We start from the raw sequence: 12,326 nt of genomic DNA, 5'->3' as shown, positions 1-12,326 counted from the left end.
CCCGCCGCGCGCTCCGGCGAGGCCAAATCGCCAGCTAGACGCGGAGCATTGAGAGCATTGCTCCGAGATCAATGTTTCTATTGTACCGAGCAGTGTCTCGCACCATATCTGGTTCATCGAACGCATTGCACCGGGCCAAATACCAAGCCGCGCCCCGTGCAGGCTGAACGGAGACAGCTGAAATGGAGTTCAATTATCTCGATACGTTCCTGGCATTCCTCGGAATGACCTTCGGACTGGTCTCGGTGGCGCCCCGCCTGTTCTTCCAGCCCAAGGTCGAGCCGGCTCGCGCAACGCGGACAGCCGCGACCCGCGCCACCAACATCCGGCGATAACGCGCTGCGGCCTCTAGCGCGGGCATCGCGGAGAGGCTCCGACGAGAAACCGGATCAACCCGCGACGCGCAGCTTCTCTTTCAACAGCGCCGTCAGCCAATCGGCAAACACCTGTAGCCGCCGCGACAGATGTTGGCGGTGCGGATAGAGCAAGGTGATCGGCATCGGCATGGCGCGGTGCTGCGGCATCACCTCGGAGAGTTCGCCGGCATCAAGATGCCGCTTCACGTCATAGGCCGGAATCTGGATCAGGCCGAGGCCGGCAAGGCAGCAGGCGATATAGGCTTCCGCACTGTTGACGGTGACGCGACCGCGCATCGCGATGCTGTGCGACGCGCCCTGCTCGGACCATTCCCATTGCTCGATCCGGCCGGTGGAGGGCGAGGCATAGTTCACCGCCCAGTGCGTAGCCAGATCCTCCGGCGTCCGCGGCGTGCCGTGGCGCGCGAGATAGCTCACGCTCGCGACATTGATCAGCACGAGATTGCCGAGCGGCCGCGCGATCAGGCCGGAATCGCCGAGCGGGCCGACACGCACAACGCAATCGGTGGAATCCTCGATCAGATTGACGGCGCGGTCGGTGACGCCGAGATCGATATCGATCTGCGGATAGCGATCGAGAAAGGCCGGCAGCTCCGGCGCGATGATCAGGCGGCCGATCCGCCCGGGCACGTCGACCCGGAGCCTGCCCGACGGCTCGGCAGCGGCATGACGAAACAGGGTCTCGGCCTCCTCGACATCGGCGATGACGCGCAAGGCACGTTCGTAGAATGCCGCGCCATCATGCGTCGGCGACACTTTTCGCGTCGTCCGGTGCAACAGCCGCGCGCCGATGCGCTGCTCCAGCTCGGCGACCGCTGAGGAGACCGACGAGCGCGGTAGACCCAGCGTGTCGGCCGCGCGCGTAAAACTCGCGCACTCGACGACGCGGGCGAATATCCGGAAGAGGTCGATACGGTCCACGATTAGGCCCCGATTGTTCGCCAAATGCGACAAGTGAGGTCAGAATGCACGGCTTTATCTGTGAATTCCAGACGATATCGTTTCCCTCCAGAAAGCGGCCGCACGGCGCGGCTGCCTGATCCGGAGAGGCGAACGCCATGACCGACCACAGCATCAAGGACAAGACCGTCATCATCGCCGGCGGCGCCAAGAATCTCGGCGGCCTGATCGCGCGCGATCTCGCGGCCCATGGCGCGAAGGCGATCGCGATCCACTACAACAGCGCCGCGACCAAGGCCGATGCCGACGCGACGGTGGCGGCGATCAAGGCGGCCGGCGCCAACGCTGTCGCCTTGCAGGCCAACCTCACGACAGCAGGCGCGATGGAGAAGCTGTTCACCGACGCGGTCGCCGCGATCGGCCGCCCCGATATCGCGATCAACACCGTCGGCAAGGTGCTAAAGAAGCCGATGGTCGAGATCTCGGAGGCCGAATATGACGCGATGAGCGCGGTCAACTCCAAGTCGGCGTTCTTCTTCCTCAAGGAGGCCGGCCGTCACGTCAACGATAACGGCAAGATCTGCACCCTGGTGACGTCGCTGCTCGGCGCCTACACGCCGTTCTACGCCGCCTACGCCGGCACCAAGGCGCCGGTCGAGCATTTCACCCGCGCGGCCTCGAAGGAGTTTGGCGCGCGCGGCATCTCGGTCACTGCGATCGGCCCCGGCCCGATGGACACGCCGTTCTTCTATCCGGCCGAAGGCGCCGACGCGGTCGCCTATCACAAGTCGGCCGCGGCGCTGTCCGGCTTCTCGAAGACCGGCCTTACCGACATCAAGGATATCGTCCCCTGGATTCGTCTGCTGGTCTCCGACGGCTGGTGGATGACCGGGCAAACCATCCTCGTCAATGGCGGCTACACCACCAAGTGAGGTCGCCGTTCTCGGCAAAACACGCGCCATTCGCTGCAGGGAAAACAGGCCGCCGGCGGAATTTGACCGCCGGTTTGGCCGGCGATATCTTTCACGCGCTGGGCCCTTCGCAGTGACGATCTATTCGAGGCGCACATGGAATGGTCGACCAGGCCGGCCCGTCCGGATCAACCCTTCGGCAGTTGGGCAGACGACCTCGCGGCCGCCTTCGTGCGACTGGAGCCGTGCAGGATTGCCGAGGCCCCGTTTGCCGGCGCGATCTGCAAGGTCGACGCCGCGCCGCTGCAGATATCCCGGGTCACGGCGAGTGGACACATCGTGCACCGGCTCGCCTCGCATATCGCTGCAAGCACCGACGACCTTTGCTTCGTCAACCTCCAGCTCGAAGGGCTGGGGCGCACCTCGCAGCGTGGCCACGAGCAGATCTCTGCCCCCGGCGATCTCGCGGTTGCCGATACGACGCAGCCGTTCGAGATCGCCCATCGGCACAACTTCAGGCTCATCTGCTTTGCCGTGCCGCGGCGTCTGTTGCCGGACGCCCTGTTCGATCGCCCCCAGCTCAGCCTGTCCGCGACCGAGACCGGCCGCGCGCTGTCCCGGACGCTCGCAAGCTATGCCGAGCTCTGCCTGGGTGGCCGCCAACTGTCCGGGACCTCGGCGATGCTCGGCACACACATCGCCGAGCTGATCGCGCACGCGCCCGATATCCTTGCCGACATCTCGGCCGAGCGCGTGCACACGCCGGTGCTGCTGTCCGTCATGCTGGACCATATCGCGCGCCACAGCGACGACCCTGAGCTCGGCGCGCCGGCGCTGGCGAAAAAATTCCGCTGCTCGGAGCGCTACGTGCATCGCCTGTTTGCAGCCACCGGCCGCTCCGTCGGCGAACACGTCAACGAGCAGCGGATCGCCGCGTGCACGCGTGCCCTGCTCGATCGCACATCCGCCCGCAAGACCATTGCCGAGATCGCCTTTGCCGCGGGCTTCCGCGACATCTCGCACTTCAACCGGCTGTTCAAACGCTGCAACGGCCTAGCCCCGCGCGAATTCCGCCGCAGCGCTGCGCATTGAAGCGCGACGGGACCGGAGCGACGATACCGGCTAGTCGGGCGCAAGCCGTGAGAACCGGAAATTGCAGTGGCTCGCACCGCCGGCCAGCGTCTGCGTCCTTTCCAGATGGATGCCTCGTGCCGCATAGGCGTCGAAATCAAGCCCGCAAATGTTCGGCAGGATCTCCTTGTCGCCGTGGCGGCTTGCGAATTTGCAGAAGCCGCAGGCCTTGTAATTGATGCCGAACTCGAAGCTGTCACCCGGGCCCGGCTCGACGAAATCGTAGACGAAGTCTTCCGGAAACTCCTTCTGTTGGCTCTTCGCAGCCTGCTCGCGCACAAGAGCCTGGTTCTCCGGCGACATGAACCGGCGTCCTGCGGCGAGACGTTCCGCTTCGGGCACGGTGAGCAATTGCGCCTTGTAGGTTTCCCGCTCGATCTCGCCGATCACGGATACCGGCACACCGTGCCGCCGCAATACACGGCTGATGGCCATGAAGCCCAAGAGCTGCATGAAGAAGTCGCTCATGCGGCTTGCAGCCCCGCCGACATAGGGCATCTGGGTGAGCACAATGTCGAATTCGTCCATCACCTCCCGCCTGATCCCGTTCAGATTGGCCAGATGCGCGCGCTCGCGCAACATCGCTTCGGCCGAATCGAGGCGATGACGCATGGTGGCTTCCATTGCGCCGCGATGCTGCTCGTAGAAGGGATGAATGATCTCAGCCATTGGACACCATGGATCCACGGATATTGCGAACCGATTGTAACCGCGCACGCCAGCTTTGCGCAAAGCAAGTCTGCGCAAAGCGCGTGCGACAAACGGGATCAACGCATCGTCGCAAGCACATCCGGAATTTTGATGCCAATCTCGCGATAAAGAGGGCTCGTAGCTTCAATCCCTGAAGCACCAAGGCTATTTCCGCGAAGACCACTCGCGGCCGCCGTCCGAGCCATTCAGCATTGTGCTGTTGAAACGGACGAGCGCAGCGGTTGCGATGGCTTCCTTTATTTGAGCGTCGGTCGCACCGGCGGCTTTTGCCGCTTTGGTGTGAGCGTAGACGCAATATTCGCACGGAATTTGTGCTGCCACACCGAGGCTAATGAGGTGCTTGGTCTTCCCGTCCAAAGCACCTGCGGGATTCATCACCGCCTGGTATTCGTCCCAGTGCGGCTTCAGTGCCTGGTCAGGAAGTGTCTGCTTCATCCATTCAGGTGCTTCCTGAGCGCTGGCACCTGATCCCGACGCCAAAGCCAACAACAGCGCCATACCAGCGCTCGCAAATAGAGCTCTCATGGCCAATCTCCCTAAAATAAAAGATGCGTTAGACCAAAAAAAGCGAGGCCTGCTGAAAAGCTGCCGATGCCTGCCGACGGCATGCGCGCTACCGGTTCGCCCGAACGGAGATTCGGCACTCTCGTCTCGGTAGCTCGGCACAAAACTATGCGAGATTTTTGACTAGGGAAAGGCGCCTGTTTCGACAAGCACGAGCCGACCCGTATTGCCTTGCAGCAGCCCGCCAAGAACTTTGCCGGGATCGGACCCGCTTCCAAGCTGCACCGCGCGTTGCCAAATCGCTCCCGGTTCACTCCGCGCCAAGAAATCTGGCACTGCCGTCCAAGATTTCCCGGCCACACCGCGATAGCCATTGCCCAAACGGCCGACACGGAGGGCATTGGCATGGCGATCGATTTCACGCTCACGGCGCAGCAGCGCGAGCTGCAGCTCACGTCCCGCAAGTTCGCGCGGGAGGTACTGGCCGAGGCCAGATCGGCCGAGTTGCTGGCGACGCCGGAGCAGCGCTTTCTCGCAACCAAGCCGACCTATCAGGCGATGGTCGCGGCCGGCTATTTGCGCAAATGCATTCCGGCGCCGGCCGGCGGCGACAATGCCGGCATGATCGACATGGCGATCCTGGCCGAGGAATTCTACAGCGTGAACCCGAGCGTGACGCTCACCATGCTCGGCAGCGTGCTCGGCCTGCTGCCGCTGCTGCTCGGCGGCACACCGGAGCAGTGCCAGCGGCTGCTCGCGCCGTTCCTGAAGACCAGCGGCGCACCGCTGGCCGCGTTCTGCTCCAGCGAGCCCGGCGGCAGCGCCAACGCCGCTTCGCCGCCGCCCGGCGAAGGCGTCCGCACCACGGCGCGGCGCGAGGGCGACCGTTGGGTGATCAACGGCCGCAAGAAATGGGTGTCCTCGGCCACCGGCTGGAATCGCGAGGGCACCGATCTGCTGACCATCGTGTGCCGCACCGATCCTGCGGCCCCGGCGGACGCCGCGATCTCGATCATTGCCGTGGAGGGACCGGTGAGCGGGCTGGTGTTCGAACGCGCGATCGACAGCATCGGGCATCGGGCGCATCTGGTCCCGCAGTTCGGCCTGCAGAATGTCACAGCCCCGCAACACAATCTGCTCGGACAGCAAGGCGCAGGTCTCGCGCTGACCGCGGCCGCGTTCACCGGCACCGCGGCGCTGGTCGGCATCTTCGGCGTCGCGCTGATGCGCGCGGCCTTTTCGTTTGCACTTGATTTCGCCCGCAGCGAAAAGCGCGGCGGCGTTCACCCGATCATCGAGCATCAGGCGGTCGGATATGCGCTCGCCGATGCCAAGACCACGATCGAAGCCGCGCGCTATCTCAGCTGGCGTGCCTGCCATGCCCTCGACACCCAGTCGCCGGCCGCCGAGGAGCTTTCGGTGCAGGCCAAGATCTTCGGGTCGGAAGCTGCCGTGCGCGTCATCACCGATCTGATGCGCGTGGTCGGCATCGACAGCTATGACCACGAAGCCCCGTTCGGCCGCCTGCTCCAGGACGCGCTCGCACTGCCGATCTTCGACGGCGGCAATCTCGGCATCCGGCGCCGGCAGCTGCACACGATGTTCAAGAACAACGACTACAGCCCGCTCGCGGCAAGCGGCGCGGCCTAGCCTGCATTTCAAGAGGAGTGCGGTCATGAGCACGGAGCGCAAAGTCGCGGTCATCACCGGTGCATCGCAGGGGATCGGCGCCGGCCTCGTTCGGGCCTTCAGGGATCGAGGCTGCCGGGTCGTTGCGACATCGCGCTCGATCAGGCCGGCTACCGACGCGGATCTGGTCACGGTACAGGGCGACGTCGGCGAAGCCGAGACGGCGGAGACCGTGTTCAAGGCGGCGCTGGATCGTTTCGGCCGCGTCGACACGCTGGTCAACAACGCCGGGATCTTCATGGCCAAGCCGTTCACGGCCTACTCGCAGCACGACTACGCCAGCTACATCTCGACCAACGTGACCGGGTTTTTCCACATGACCCAACACGCGCTCGACCTGATGAGCAAGCAGGGCCACGGCCATGTCGTCACGATCACGACAAGCCTGGTCGATCAGCCGATGAGCAGCGTGCCGGCCGCCCTCGCCTCGCTCACCAAGGGCGGTCTGAGCGCCGCAACCCGCGCGCTCGCCATCGAATATGCAAGGAGCGGAATTCGCGTCAACGCGGTGTCGCCCGGGATCATCAAGACCCCGATGCACCCGAGCGAGGCACATCAGGCGCTGGCCGCGCTGCACCCCGTGGGCCGGATGGGCGAGATATCCGACATCGCCGACGCAGTGCTGTACCTCGACGGCGCGGGATTCGTGACCGGCGAGGTGCTGCACGTCGACGGCGGACAGGCCGCCGGCCACCACATGCCGTAGCAGCAGCGATACCGGCTCGACGCCTCGGTATTGGACTGACTTCGATTGGAACGTACGCGGCATGACCGAATTGAGCTTCATGCCCCGGTATTATTTCGATTTTCGAGACGATGAGGCAGCCTCCCTGGACAAGGAAGGGATAGACCTGCGCAGCCTGGCCGAAGCGCAGGAGGAAGCCGCGCTTGCCCTCGCCGATTTTGCAAGAAGCACGCTAGCCGATCCCCTTGGTGCCAAGTCGGATCGCGAGTTGTCCGTGAGCGTCAGAGACGAGCGCGGCACGATCCTGGCGAAATGCGTCTTCGGGATCGATCGGCCCAGGGAATAACTCCCGCCAAAGAACCCTCACACTGTGTTCACTATTGCACATAACTTTCCATGTCGACCTGCCATGATGATCCATCACCGCACGACATTTGGCCTCTATCGGTGATGAGAACGCCGGTTGCGCTCCCGCCCAATTCCACAGGGAGTTCGGAATATGAAACGACGGCGGTTTACGCAGACAGAATCCCTTCAACAACGGCTTGCGTCGTTCGCCGAAGCCGCGCGCGCGGAAGCAGCCACGCTGTCGCCCGGCCCGGAACGTGACGCGCTTCTGAAGAAGGCGCGGCAGGCTGATACGGCCTCGCATCTGGACGACTGGGCGAGGTCGAAGGGCCTGCAAGCGCCGGAGTAAGGCGCGCCCTCTATCGTTGCCACGCTGCCGGAAGAGATCGCCGCCTGAGTTGACGCGAAGAAGCGCTTCGGCGCCGCCATGAAACGTCAGTGGCCGATCGCCGCCGGGTTTGCCGCCTCAGCCGGGGCCGAAAACTATGTAGAGCAGCGTCACGCCCACGGCGGCCGTCCAACCGATCGACGCCGCAACGGCCCATACCTGCAACGGCATCGACGATTCCTTCGCGATCGATGAAGCAGCACGAAGAGGCCGCTGGCGCTGGACAGCGGCCTCTTGAACCTGGCCTAAAATGAACGTCTCTGTGATAAAAATAGCTATCTCAGGTCCGCCATGATTAGACCGAGAATTTGCCACGCTGTGAAGCGCGAACAGGCCCACCGATCAACGGAACTCTCGTGACGTTGCGAGTGCGCCACACATTCGCAGAGCGAGCGTATCCGAGTTCGCAACTGGCCGACATCCAACGCAGACTGATCCGTTCTAGCTTGCGCGCGTGTGCCCGAACTCTCTTGAGGATCGGCTCCAAACCGCACGATGATGATTATTCGTTTTTTCCGAATTTACTCTTGACGTGGCACCCAACTCAGATGTTCAATACGTCCATCTCACCCGATCGAGGGGCGCTGCGCATCGTCAGGAGTGTTGCGGTGAGATGCGGTGGACGCCGAGATCACGACAGACGACGCGTGATTGAAGCGGACGGTGAAGTCGTGTGGTCCTGACGCCCTAGCGGCAGGTGTCTTCGTGCAAGACGCATTGCGTCATGCACGGGCGGTGACAAGCAAGCCCAGTCTCGCCGGGGAGAGCACGTATAAGCCGTAACCCATCGCGCAGGGAAAGCCGGAGTTCCCGGTTACACCTGTGGTCCGACCTCCGGTGCTTTTTTATTGCACCGGACCCATGGGTGCGATCGGCACCCGGCTTTCCCTGCGCCCTCTGATTTCAGGGCGGTGAAATGAAAAGCAAGACTCGGACAGATCATGCCGCGAGAATGCAGGTGTATGTCCCACCGGCTGTGCCGCAAGTTCAGTGTCGTCCCTGCGAAAGCAGGGACCCATAGCCACCGACGTCAATTGGTTTGCGACACTGCGGCCACAGCTCATTTCAATAACGCAACCCTGTGGTTATGGGTCCCTGCTTTCGCAGGGACGACATCGCAGTTTGGTCACTCCATTCTTCGCGACACCGAACACACCACCGCGACATTGCGCCGCGAACCGCGCTGCGGCGCAACAATCAAAATGAGACTGCCCGTTAAGCCACATGGCAGCGACGACATCCGCGTCGCGCCCGCCTTCGGTTAGCTTTGCTGCCAACAACCGGACGCCCATCGGCCTTCGCACGCCAGGTGGATTCCGGCGACAACACAGAGGGAGGAAAGCGATGTTGAAGGGCAGTTTGGGACTGATTGCGTTGAGCAGCCTGTTGCTTTCGGGCACGGCGTTCGCCCAGGAGAAGATCAAGGTCGGCGTCACTGCGACGCTCGAAGGCACCTACACGGTGCTCGGCGAGGACGGCATGCGCGGCTTCCAGACCGCGCTCAACGTGCTCGGCAAGAAGATCGGCGACAAGGAGCTCGAATTCGTCGTCGCTTCGACCGACGCGACGCCGGACTCCGCGGTGCGCGCGGTGCGCAAGCTGATCGAGCAGGACAAGGTGCAGATCCTGCTGTCGCCCCTGTCGGGCGACGAGGGCATTGCGGTGAAGAATTTCGCCAAGACCCATCCGGAGCTGACCTTCGTCAACGCCGCCTCCGGCGCGCAGGAGACGACCTATGTCGATCCGGCGCCGAACTTCTTCCGCTACAACATGGATGGTGCGCAGTGGCAGGTCGGCCTCGGCAAATACGCCTATGAGACCAAGGGCTATCGCAAGATCGCCACCGTCGGCGAGGACTACTCCTTCATCTACACCCAGGTGTTCGGCCTGGTGCTGGAATTCTGCGGCGCCGGCGGCCAGGTCACCAACCGGCAATGGGTGCCGCTCGGCACCAAGGATTTTGCCTCGGTGATCGCGGCACTTCCCGACGATGTCGATGCGATCTATCTCGGCCTCGGCGGCGCCGACGCGGTCAACTTCCTCAACCAGTATCAGCAGGCCGGCGGCAAGGCGCATCTGATGGGCGGCTCGATCATGATCGACCAGACCATCCTGTCGTCGAAGGGCAGCGCCAAGAACGCGCTGATCGGCACCATTGCCGCGAGCGGCCAGGCCGATACCTGGGAGGATCCGAATTGGCAGAAGTTCGTCAAGGCCTATCAGGACTCGTTCCCGGAGAGCAAACGCTTCCCGAGCCCGTCGTTGCTCGCCACCAACTACTATGGCTCGACCATGGCGCTGATCCTGGCGCTGCGGCAGGTCAATGGCGATCTCTCCAACAACCAGGCCAAGCTGAAGGACGCGCTGGCCAAGATCGAGATCGACGCGCCGAACGGCAAGATCAAGCTCGACGCCAACCGCCAGGCGATCGGCACCAATTTCGTCACCGAGGTGGTCGATGACGGCAAGGGCGCGCTGTTCAGCAAGGTCGTGAAGGTGATCCCGAACGTCAACCAGACGCTGGGCTACGATCCGGCCGTGTTCGCCAAGATCGGCCTGCCGAGCCGCACGGTTCCGGAGTGCAAGAAGTACTGACGTATTTGTTGCAGTGCATGCAAAGCGGCCGCGGCATGTCGCGCGGTTGCATCGAGAGCCCTGCTCGCCCTTGCTTTCCGCGGGCGGATGATGAACGCTTGTCCAAAAGACAAGAACATCCCGCGGGAGGGGAGGCATGAGCAGGGCGCTTGCCGTCTTCCACGGCCGGTTCGGTCGCGCGACGGTCTATCAGTTGAACCGTCCCTTCAACGTGCATGCGCACCGCGAAGGGCATTTGATCTTTCATGTCGGCGGCACGCCGGCGCAGATCGACGTCTCGGAGCAGCGCCTGCTGCTCAAGGACGACACCGTGGTCGCGGTCAACCCGTGGGAGCCGCACAATTTTCTGCCGACCGACATGGATCATGGCGCGATCTTCTTCGTGCTCTATGTCAACGCCGAATGGTTCGCGCCGCAGGGGGCCAATGCGCAGGCGATGCGGTTCGGCCGCACCTTCTTTCCGCGCACCGAGGCACTCGACCGGCTCATCCGCCGCACCGCAGCACTGGTGTGCGGCGCGCCGTCGCTGCGTAGCCTCGATTGCGAGCTCAGGCAATTGATCGACTCCTGCTACGAGGAGAGCTGGCAGGCCTCCGAGGGCACACCCGCGGCCGCCGCGGTGACCGACTTCCGGGTCCGCAAGTCGATCAGGCTGATGTCGGAAAGCCCCGGCGCCGAGATCGAGCTCGACGCGATCGCGCGCGAGGCAGGCCTGTCGCGGCCGCATTTCTACCGGCTGTTCCGGACCCAAACCGGCGTCACCCCTCACCTCTACATGAACACGCTGATCATGGAGCAGGCATTGGACGCGCTGGTCGCGACCGAAGCGCCGATCGCCGATATCGGCTTCGATCTCGGCTTCTCCTCGCAGAGCGGCTTCACCCGCTTCTTCGCTGCCAATGTCGGCATGGCCCCGACCGACTATCGCCGCGCCGCCAAGGTGTTGCGACCGTAATCGAGTTCCAGAGCGACGATAAAAGATACTGTCGATCAAATCCGACGCTTTCGCCCTCGTTAGGATGACGGGACACGCGGCCCGGCAGACGGTCGCGATACCTGAGGGAACGCGACGGAGATGGCCAGGTTCATCGAACGCCATCCGGCTTGGGCGCTGATCGTGATCATCGCGGTCGCGGTGCTCGCGTGGCTGGTGTTCGCGATCTGGCCGCCGGGGCTGGAAGCCGCGATCGGCCGCAAGCGCGTATTCCTCAACGCGGTCCTGAACGGCATCACACTCGGTGGGCTGTATTTCCTCGTCGCCAGCGGCTTCACGCTGATCTTCGGGCTGATGCGCAACGTCAACCTCGCGCACGGCTCGCTCTATCTGTTCGGCGGCTATATCGGCTACGCGATCAGCACCTGGACCGGGTCGTGGATCCTCTCCTTCATCGTCGCCTTCATCGCGGTGGCGCTGGTCGGCGTGATCCTGCAATTGGTCGTGTTCCGCCGTATGGAGGGGCAGGACCTCCGGCAGACCATGGTCACGATCGGGCTCTCGATCGTGTTCGCCGATCTGATGCTGTGGGTGTTCGGCGGCGACTTCTACCAGGTCCAGACCCCTGCCTGGCTGATCGGCCCAGTGCAGCTGCCGTTGCTCACCGCGATCAAATCATCGGGCGAGCCGGTCTATCTGCAATACCCGCTGGTGCGGCTGGTGATCTTCGCCGCCTCGGTCGTGATCGGCATCGCGATGTGGCTGGCGCTCAATCGCACGCGGATCGGCATGATCGTGCGCGCCGGGGTCGACGACCGCGACATCCTGGCCGCGACCGGGGTGCGGATCCAGCTGGTGTTCGTGCTGGTGTTCGCGCTCGGCGCAGGCCTTGCCGGTATCGCCGGCGTGGTCGGCGGCACCTTCCAGTCGCTATCGCCGGGCGAAGATACGCGCTTCCTGCTGGCATCGCTGGTGGTCGTGATCGTCGGCGGCATGGGCTCGATCCCAGGAGCGGCGCTCGGCGCCGTCATCATCGGCCTCGCCGAGCAGCTCGGCTCGGTCTACATCCCGACCTACGCCATCGTCGTCACCTTCCTGATCATGGTGCTGGTGCTGGCAGTACGGCCGCAGGGCCTGCTCGCGAGGCGATGAG

Annotated in this window: 13 protein-coding genes; 10 read left to right on the top strand and 3 right to left on the bottom strand. The window is 63.7% G+C overall.

Annotated elements, in window-relative coordinates; all coding sequences use genetic code 11:
- Window positions 1-182 precede the first annotated feature (182 nt).
- Window positions 183-335, top strand: coding sequence for a hypothetical protein (locus tag JQ616_RS20545; protein ID WP_212017376.1), 153 nt, complete (start codon window positions 183-185; stop codon window positions 333-335).
- Between the two features lie 54 nt (window positions 336-389).
- On the opposite strand, the gene JQ616_RS20540 is transcribed toward JQ616_RS20545, so the two are convergent.
- The gene (locus JQ616_RS20540; RefSeq protein ID WP_212017374.1) at window positions 390-1,298 is read right to left on the bottom strand and encodes a LysR family transcriptional regulator; all 909 of its coding nucleotides are present in this window, start codon (window positions 1,296-1,298) and stop codon (window positions 390-392) included.
- Between the two features lie 137 nt (window positions 1,299-1,435).
- Here JQ616_RS20540 and JQ616_RS20535 point away from each other — a divergent pair, with 137 nt between their 5' ends.
- Together JQ616_RS20535 and JQ616_RS20530 are read left to right on the top strand one after the other, a co-directional pair.
- The gene (locus tag JQ616_RS20535; RefSeq protein ID WP_212017373.1) at window positions 1,436-2,209 is read left to right on the top strand and encodes an SDR family oxidoreductase; all 774 of its coding nucleotides are present in this window, start codon (window positions 1,436-1,438) and stop codon (window positions 2,207-2,209) included.
- A 135-nt stretch (window positions 2,210-2,344) separates the two neighbouring features.
- Complete coding sequence (locus JQ616_RS20530; RefSeq protein WP_212017371.1) at window positions 2,345-3,280, top strand: helix-turn-helix domain-containing protein; 936 nt, start codon at window positions 2,345-2,347, stop codon at window positions 3,278-3,280.
- A 30-nt stretch (window positions 3,281-3,310) separates the two neighbouring features.
- Here the strand turns inward: JQ616_RS20530 and JQ616_RS20525 are convergent, their stop codons facing one another.
- Together JQ616_RS20525 and JQ616_RS20520 are read right to left on the bottom strand one after the other, a co-directional pair.
- Window positions 3,311-3,988: an L-2-amino-thiazoline-4-carboxylic acid hydrolase gene (locus JQ616_RS20525; protein WP_212017369.1), complete on the bottom strand. Its 678-nt coding sequence runs from the start codon at window positions 3,986-3,988 to the stop codon at window positions 3,311-3,313.
- A 186-nt stretch (window positions 3,989-4,174) separates the two neighbouring features.
- On the bottom strand, window positions 4,175-4,555 hold the full coding sequence (locus JQ616_RS20520; protein ID WP_212017367.1) for a carboxymuconolactone decarboxylase family protein: 381 nt from the start codon (window positions 4,553-4,555) through the stop codon (window positions 4,175-4,177).
- A 384-nt stretch (window positions 4,556-4,939) separates the two neighbouring features.
- Here JQ616_RS20520 and JQ616_RS20515 point away from each other — a divergent pair, with 384 nt between their 5' ends.
- The 7 genes from JQ616_RS20515 to JQ616_RS20485 all read left to right on the top strand — a co-directional run bounded on the left by JQ616_RS20515 (window position 4,940) and on the right by JQ616_RS20485 (window position 12,325).
- Window positions 4,940-6,184 carry an acyl-CoA dehydrogenase family protein gene (locus JQ616_RS20515; RefSeq protein WP_249137017.1) on the top strand — a complete coding sequence of 415 codons (1,245 nt, stop codon included), beginning with the start codon at window positions 4,940-4,942 and terminating at the stop codon, window positions 6,182-6,184.
- Between the two features lie 25 nt (window positions 6,185-6,209).
- Window positions 6,210-6,929 (top strand): SDR family NAD(P)-dependent oxidoreductase, encoded by a 720-nt coding sequence (locus JQ616_RS20510; RefSeq protein WP_212017365.1) that lies wholly within the window; start codon window positions 6,210-6,212, stop codon window positions 6,927-6,929.
- 61 nt (window positions 6,930-6,990) lie between these two features.
- On the top strand, window positions 6,991-7,254 hold the full coding sequence (locus tag JQ616_RS20505; RefSeq protein WP_212017363.1) for a DUF6894 family protein: 264 nt from the start codon (window positions 6,991-6,993) through the stop codon (window positions 7,252-7,254).
- 153 nt (window positions 7,255-7,407) lie between these two features.
- Window positions 7,408-7,605: a hypothetical protein gene (locus tag JQ616_RS20500; RefSeq protein WP_212017360.1), complete on the top strand. Its 198-nt coding sequence runs from the start codon at window positions 7,408-7,410 to the stop codon at window positions 7,603-7,605.
- A 1,383-nt stretch (window positions 7,606-8,988) separates the two neighbouring features.
- Window positions 8,989-10,239 carry an ABC transporter substrate-binding protein gene (locus tag JQ616_RS20495; RefSeq protein ID WP_212017358.1) on the top strand — a complete coding sequence of 417 codons (1,251 nt, stop codon included), beginning with the start codon at window positions 8,989-8,991 and terminating at the stop codon, window positions 10,237-10,239.
- Window positions 10,240-10,375: 136 nt separating this feature from the next.
- Window positions 10,376-11,194: a helix-turn-helix transcriptional regulator gene (locus tag JQ616_RS20490; RefSeq protein ID WP_212017356.1), complete on the top strand. Its 819-nt coding sequence runs from the start codon at window positions 10,376-10,378 to the stop codon at window positions 11,192-11,194.
- 120 nt (window positions 11,195-11,314) lie between these two features.
- Complete coding sequence (locus JQ616_RS20485) at window positions 11,315-12,325, top strand: branched-chain amino acid ABC transporter permease (protein ID WP_212017354.1); 1,011 nt, start codon at window positions 11,315-11,317, stop codon at window positions 12,323-12,325.
- Window position 12,326: the final 1 nt, after the last annotated feature.

Source organism: Bradyrhizobium tropiciagri, assembly GCF_018130545.1.
Lineage (GTDB): Bacteria > Pseudomonadota > Alphaproteobacteria > Rhizobiales > Xanthobacteraceae > Bradyrhizobium > Bradyrhizobium tropiciagri_A.
Note: the sequence above shows the minus strand (reverse complement) of the source record. Positions and strands in the feature narration are given on the sequence as shown.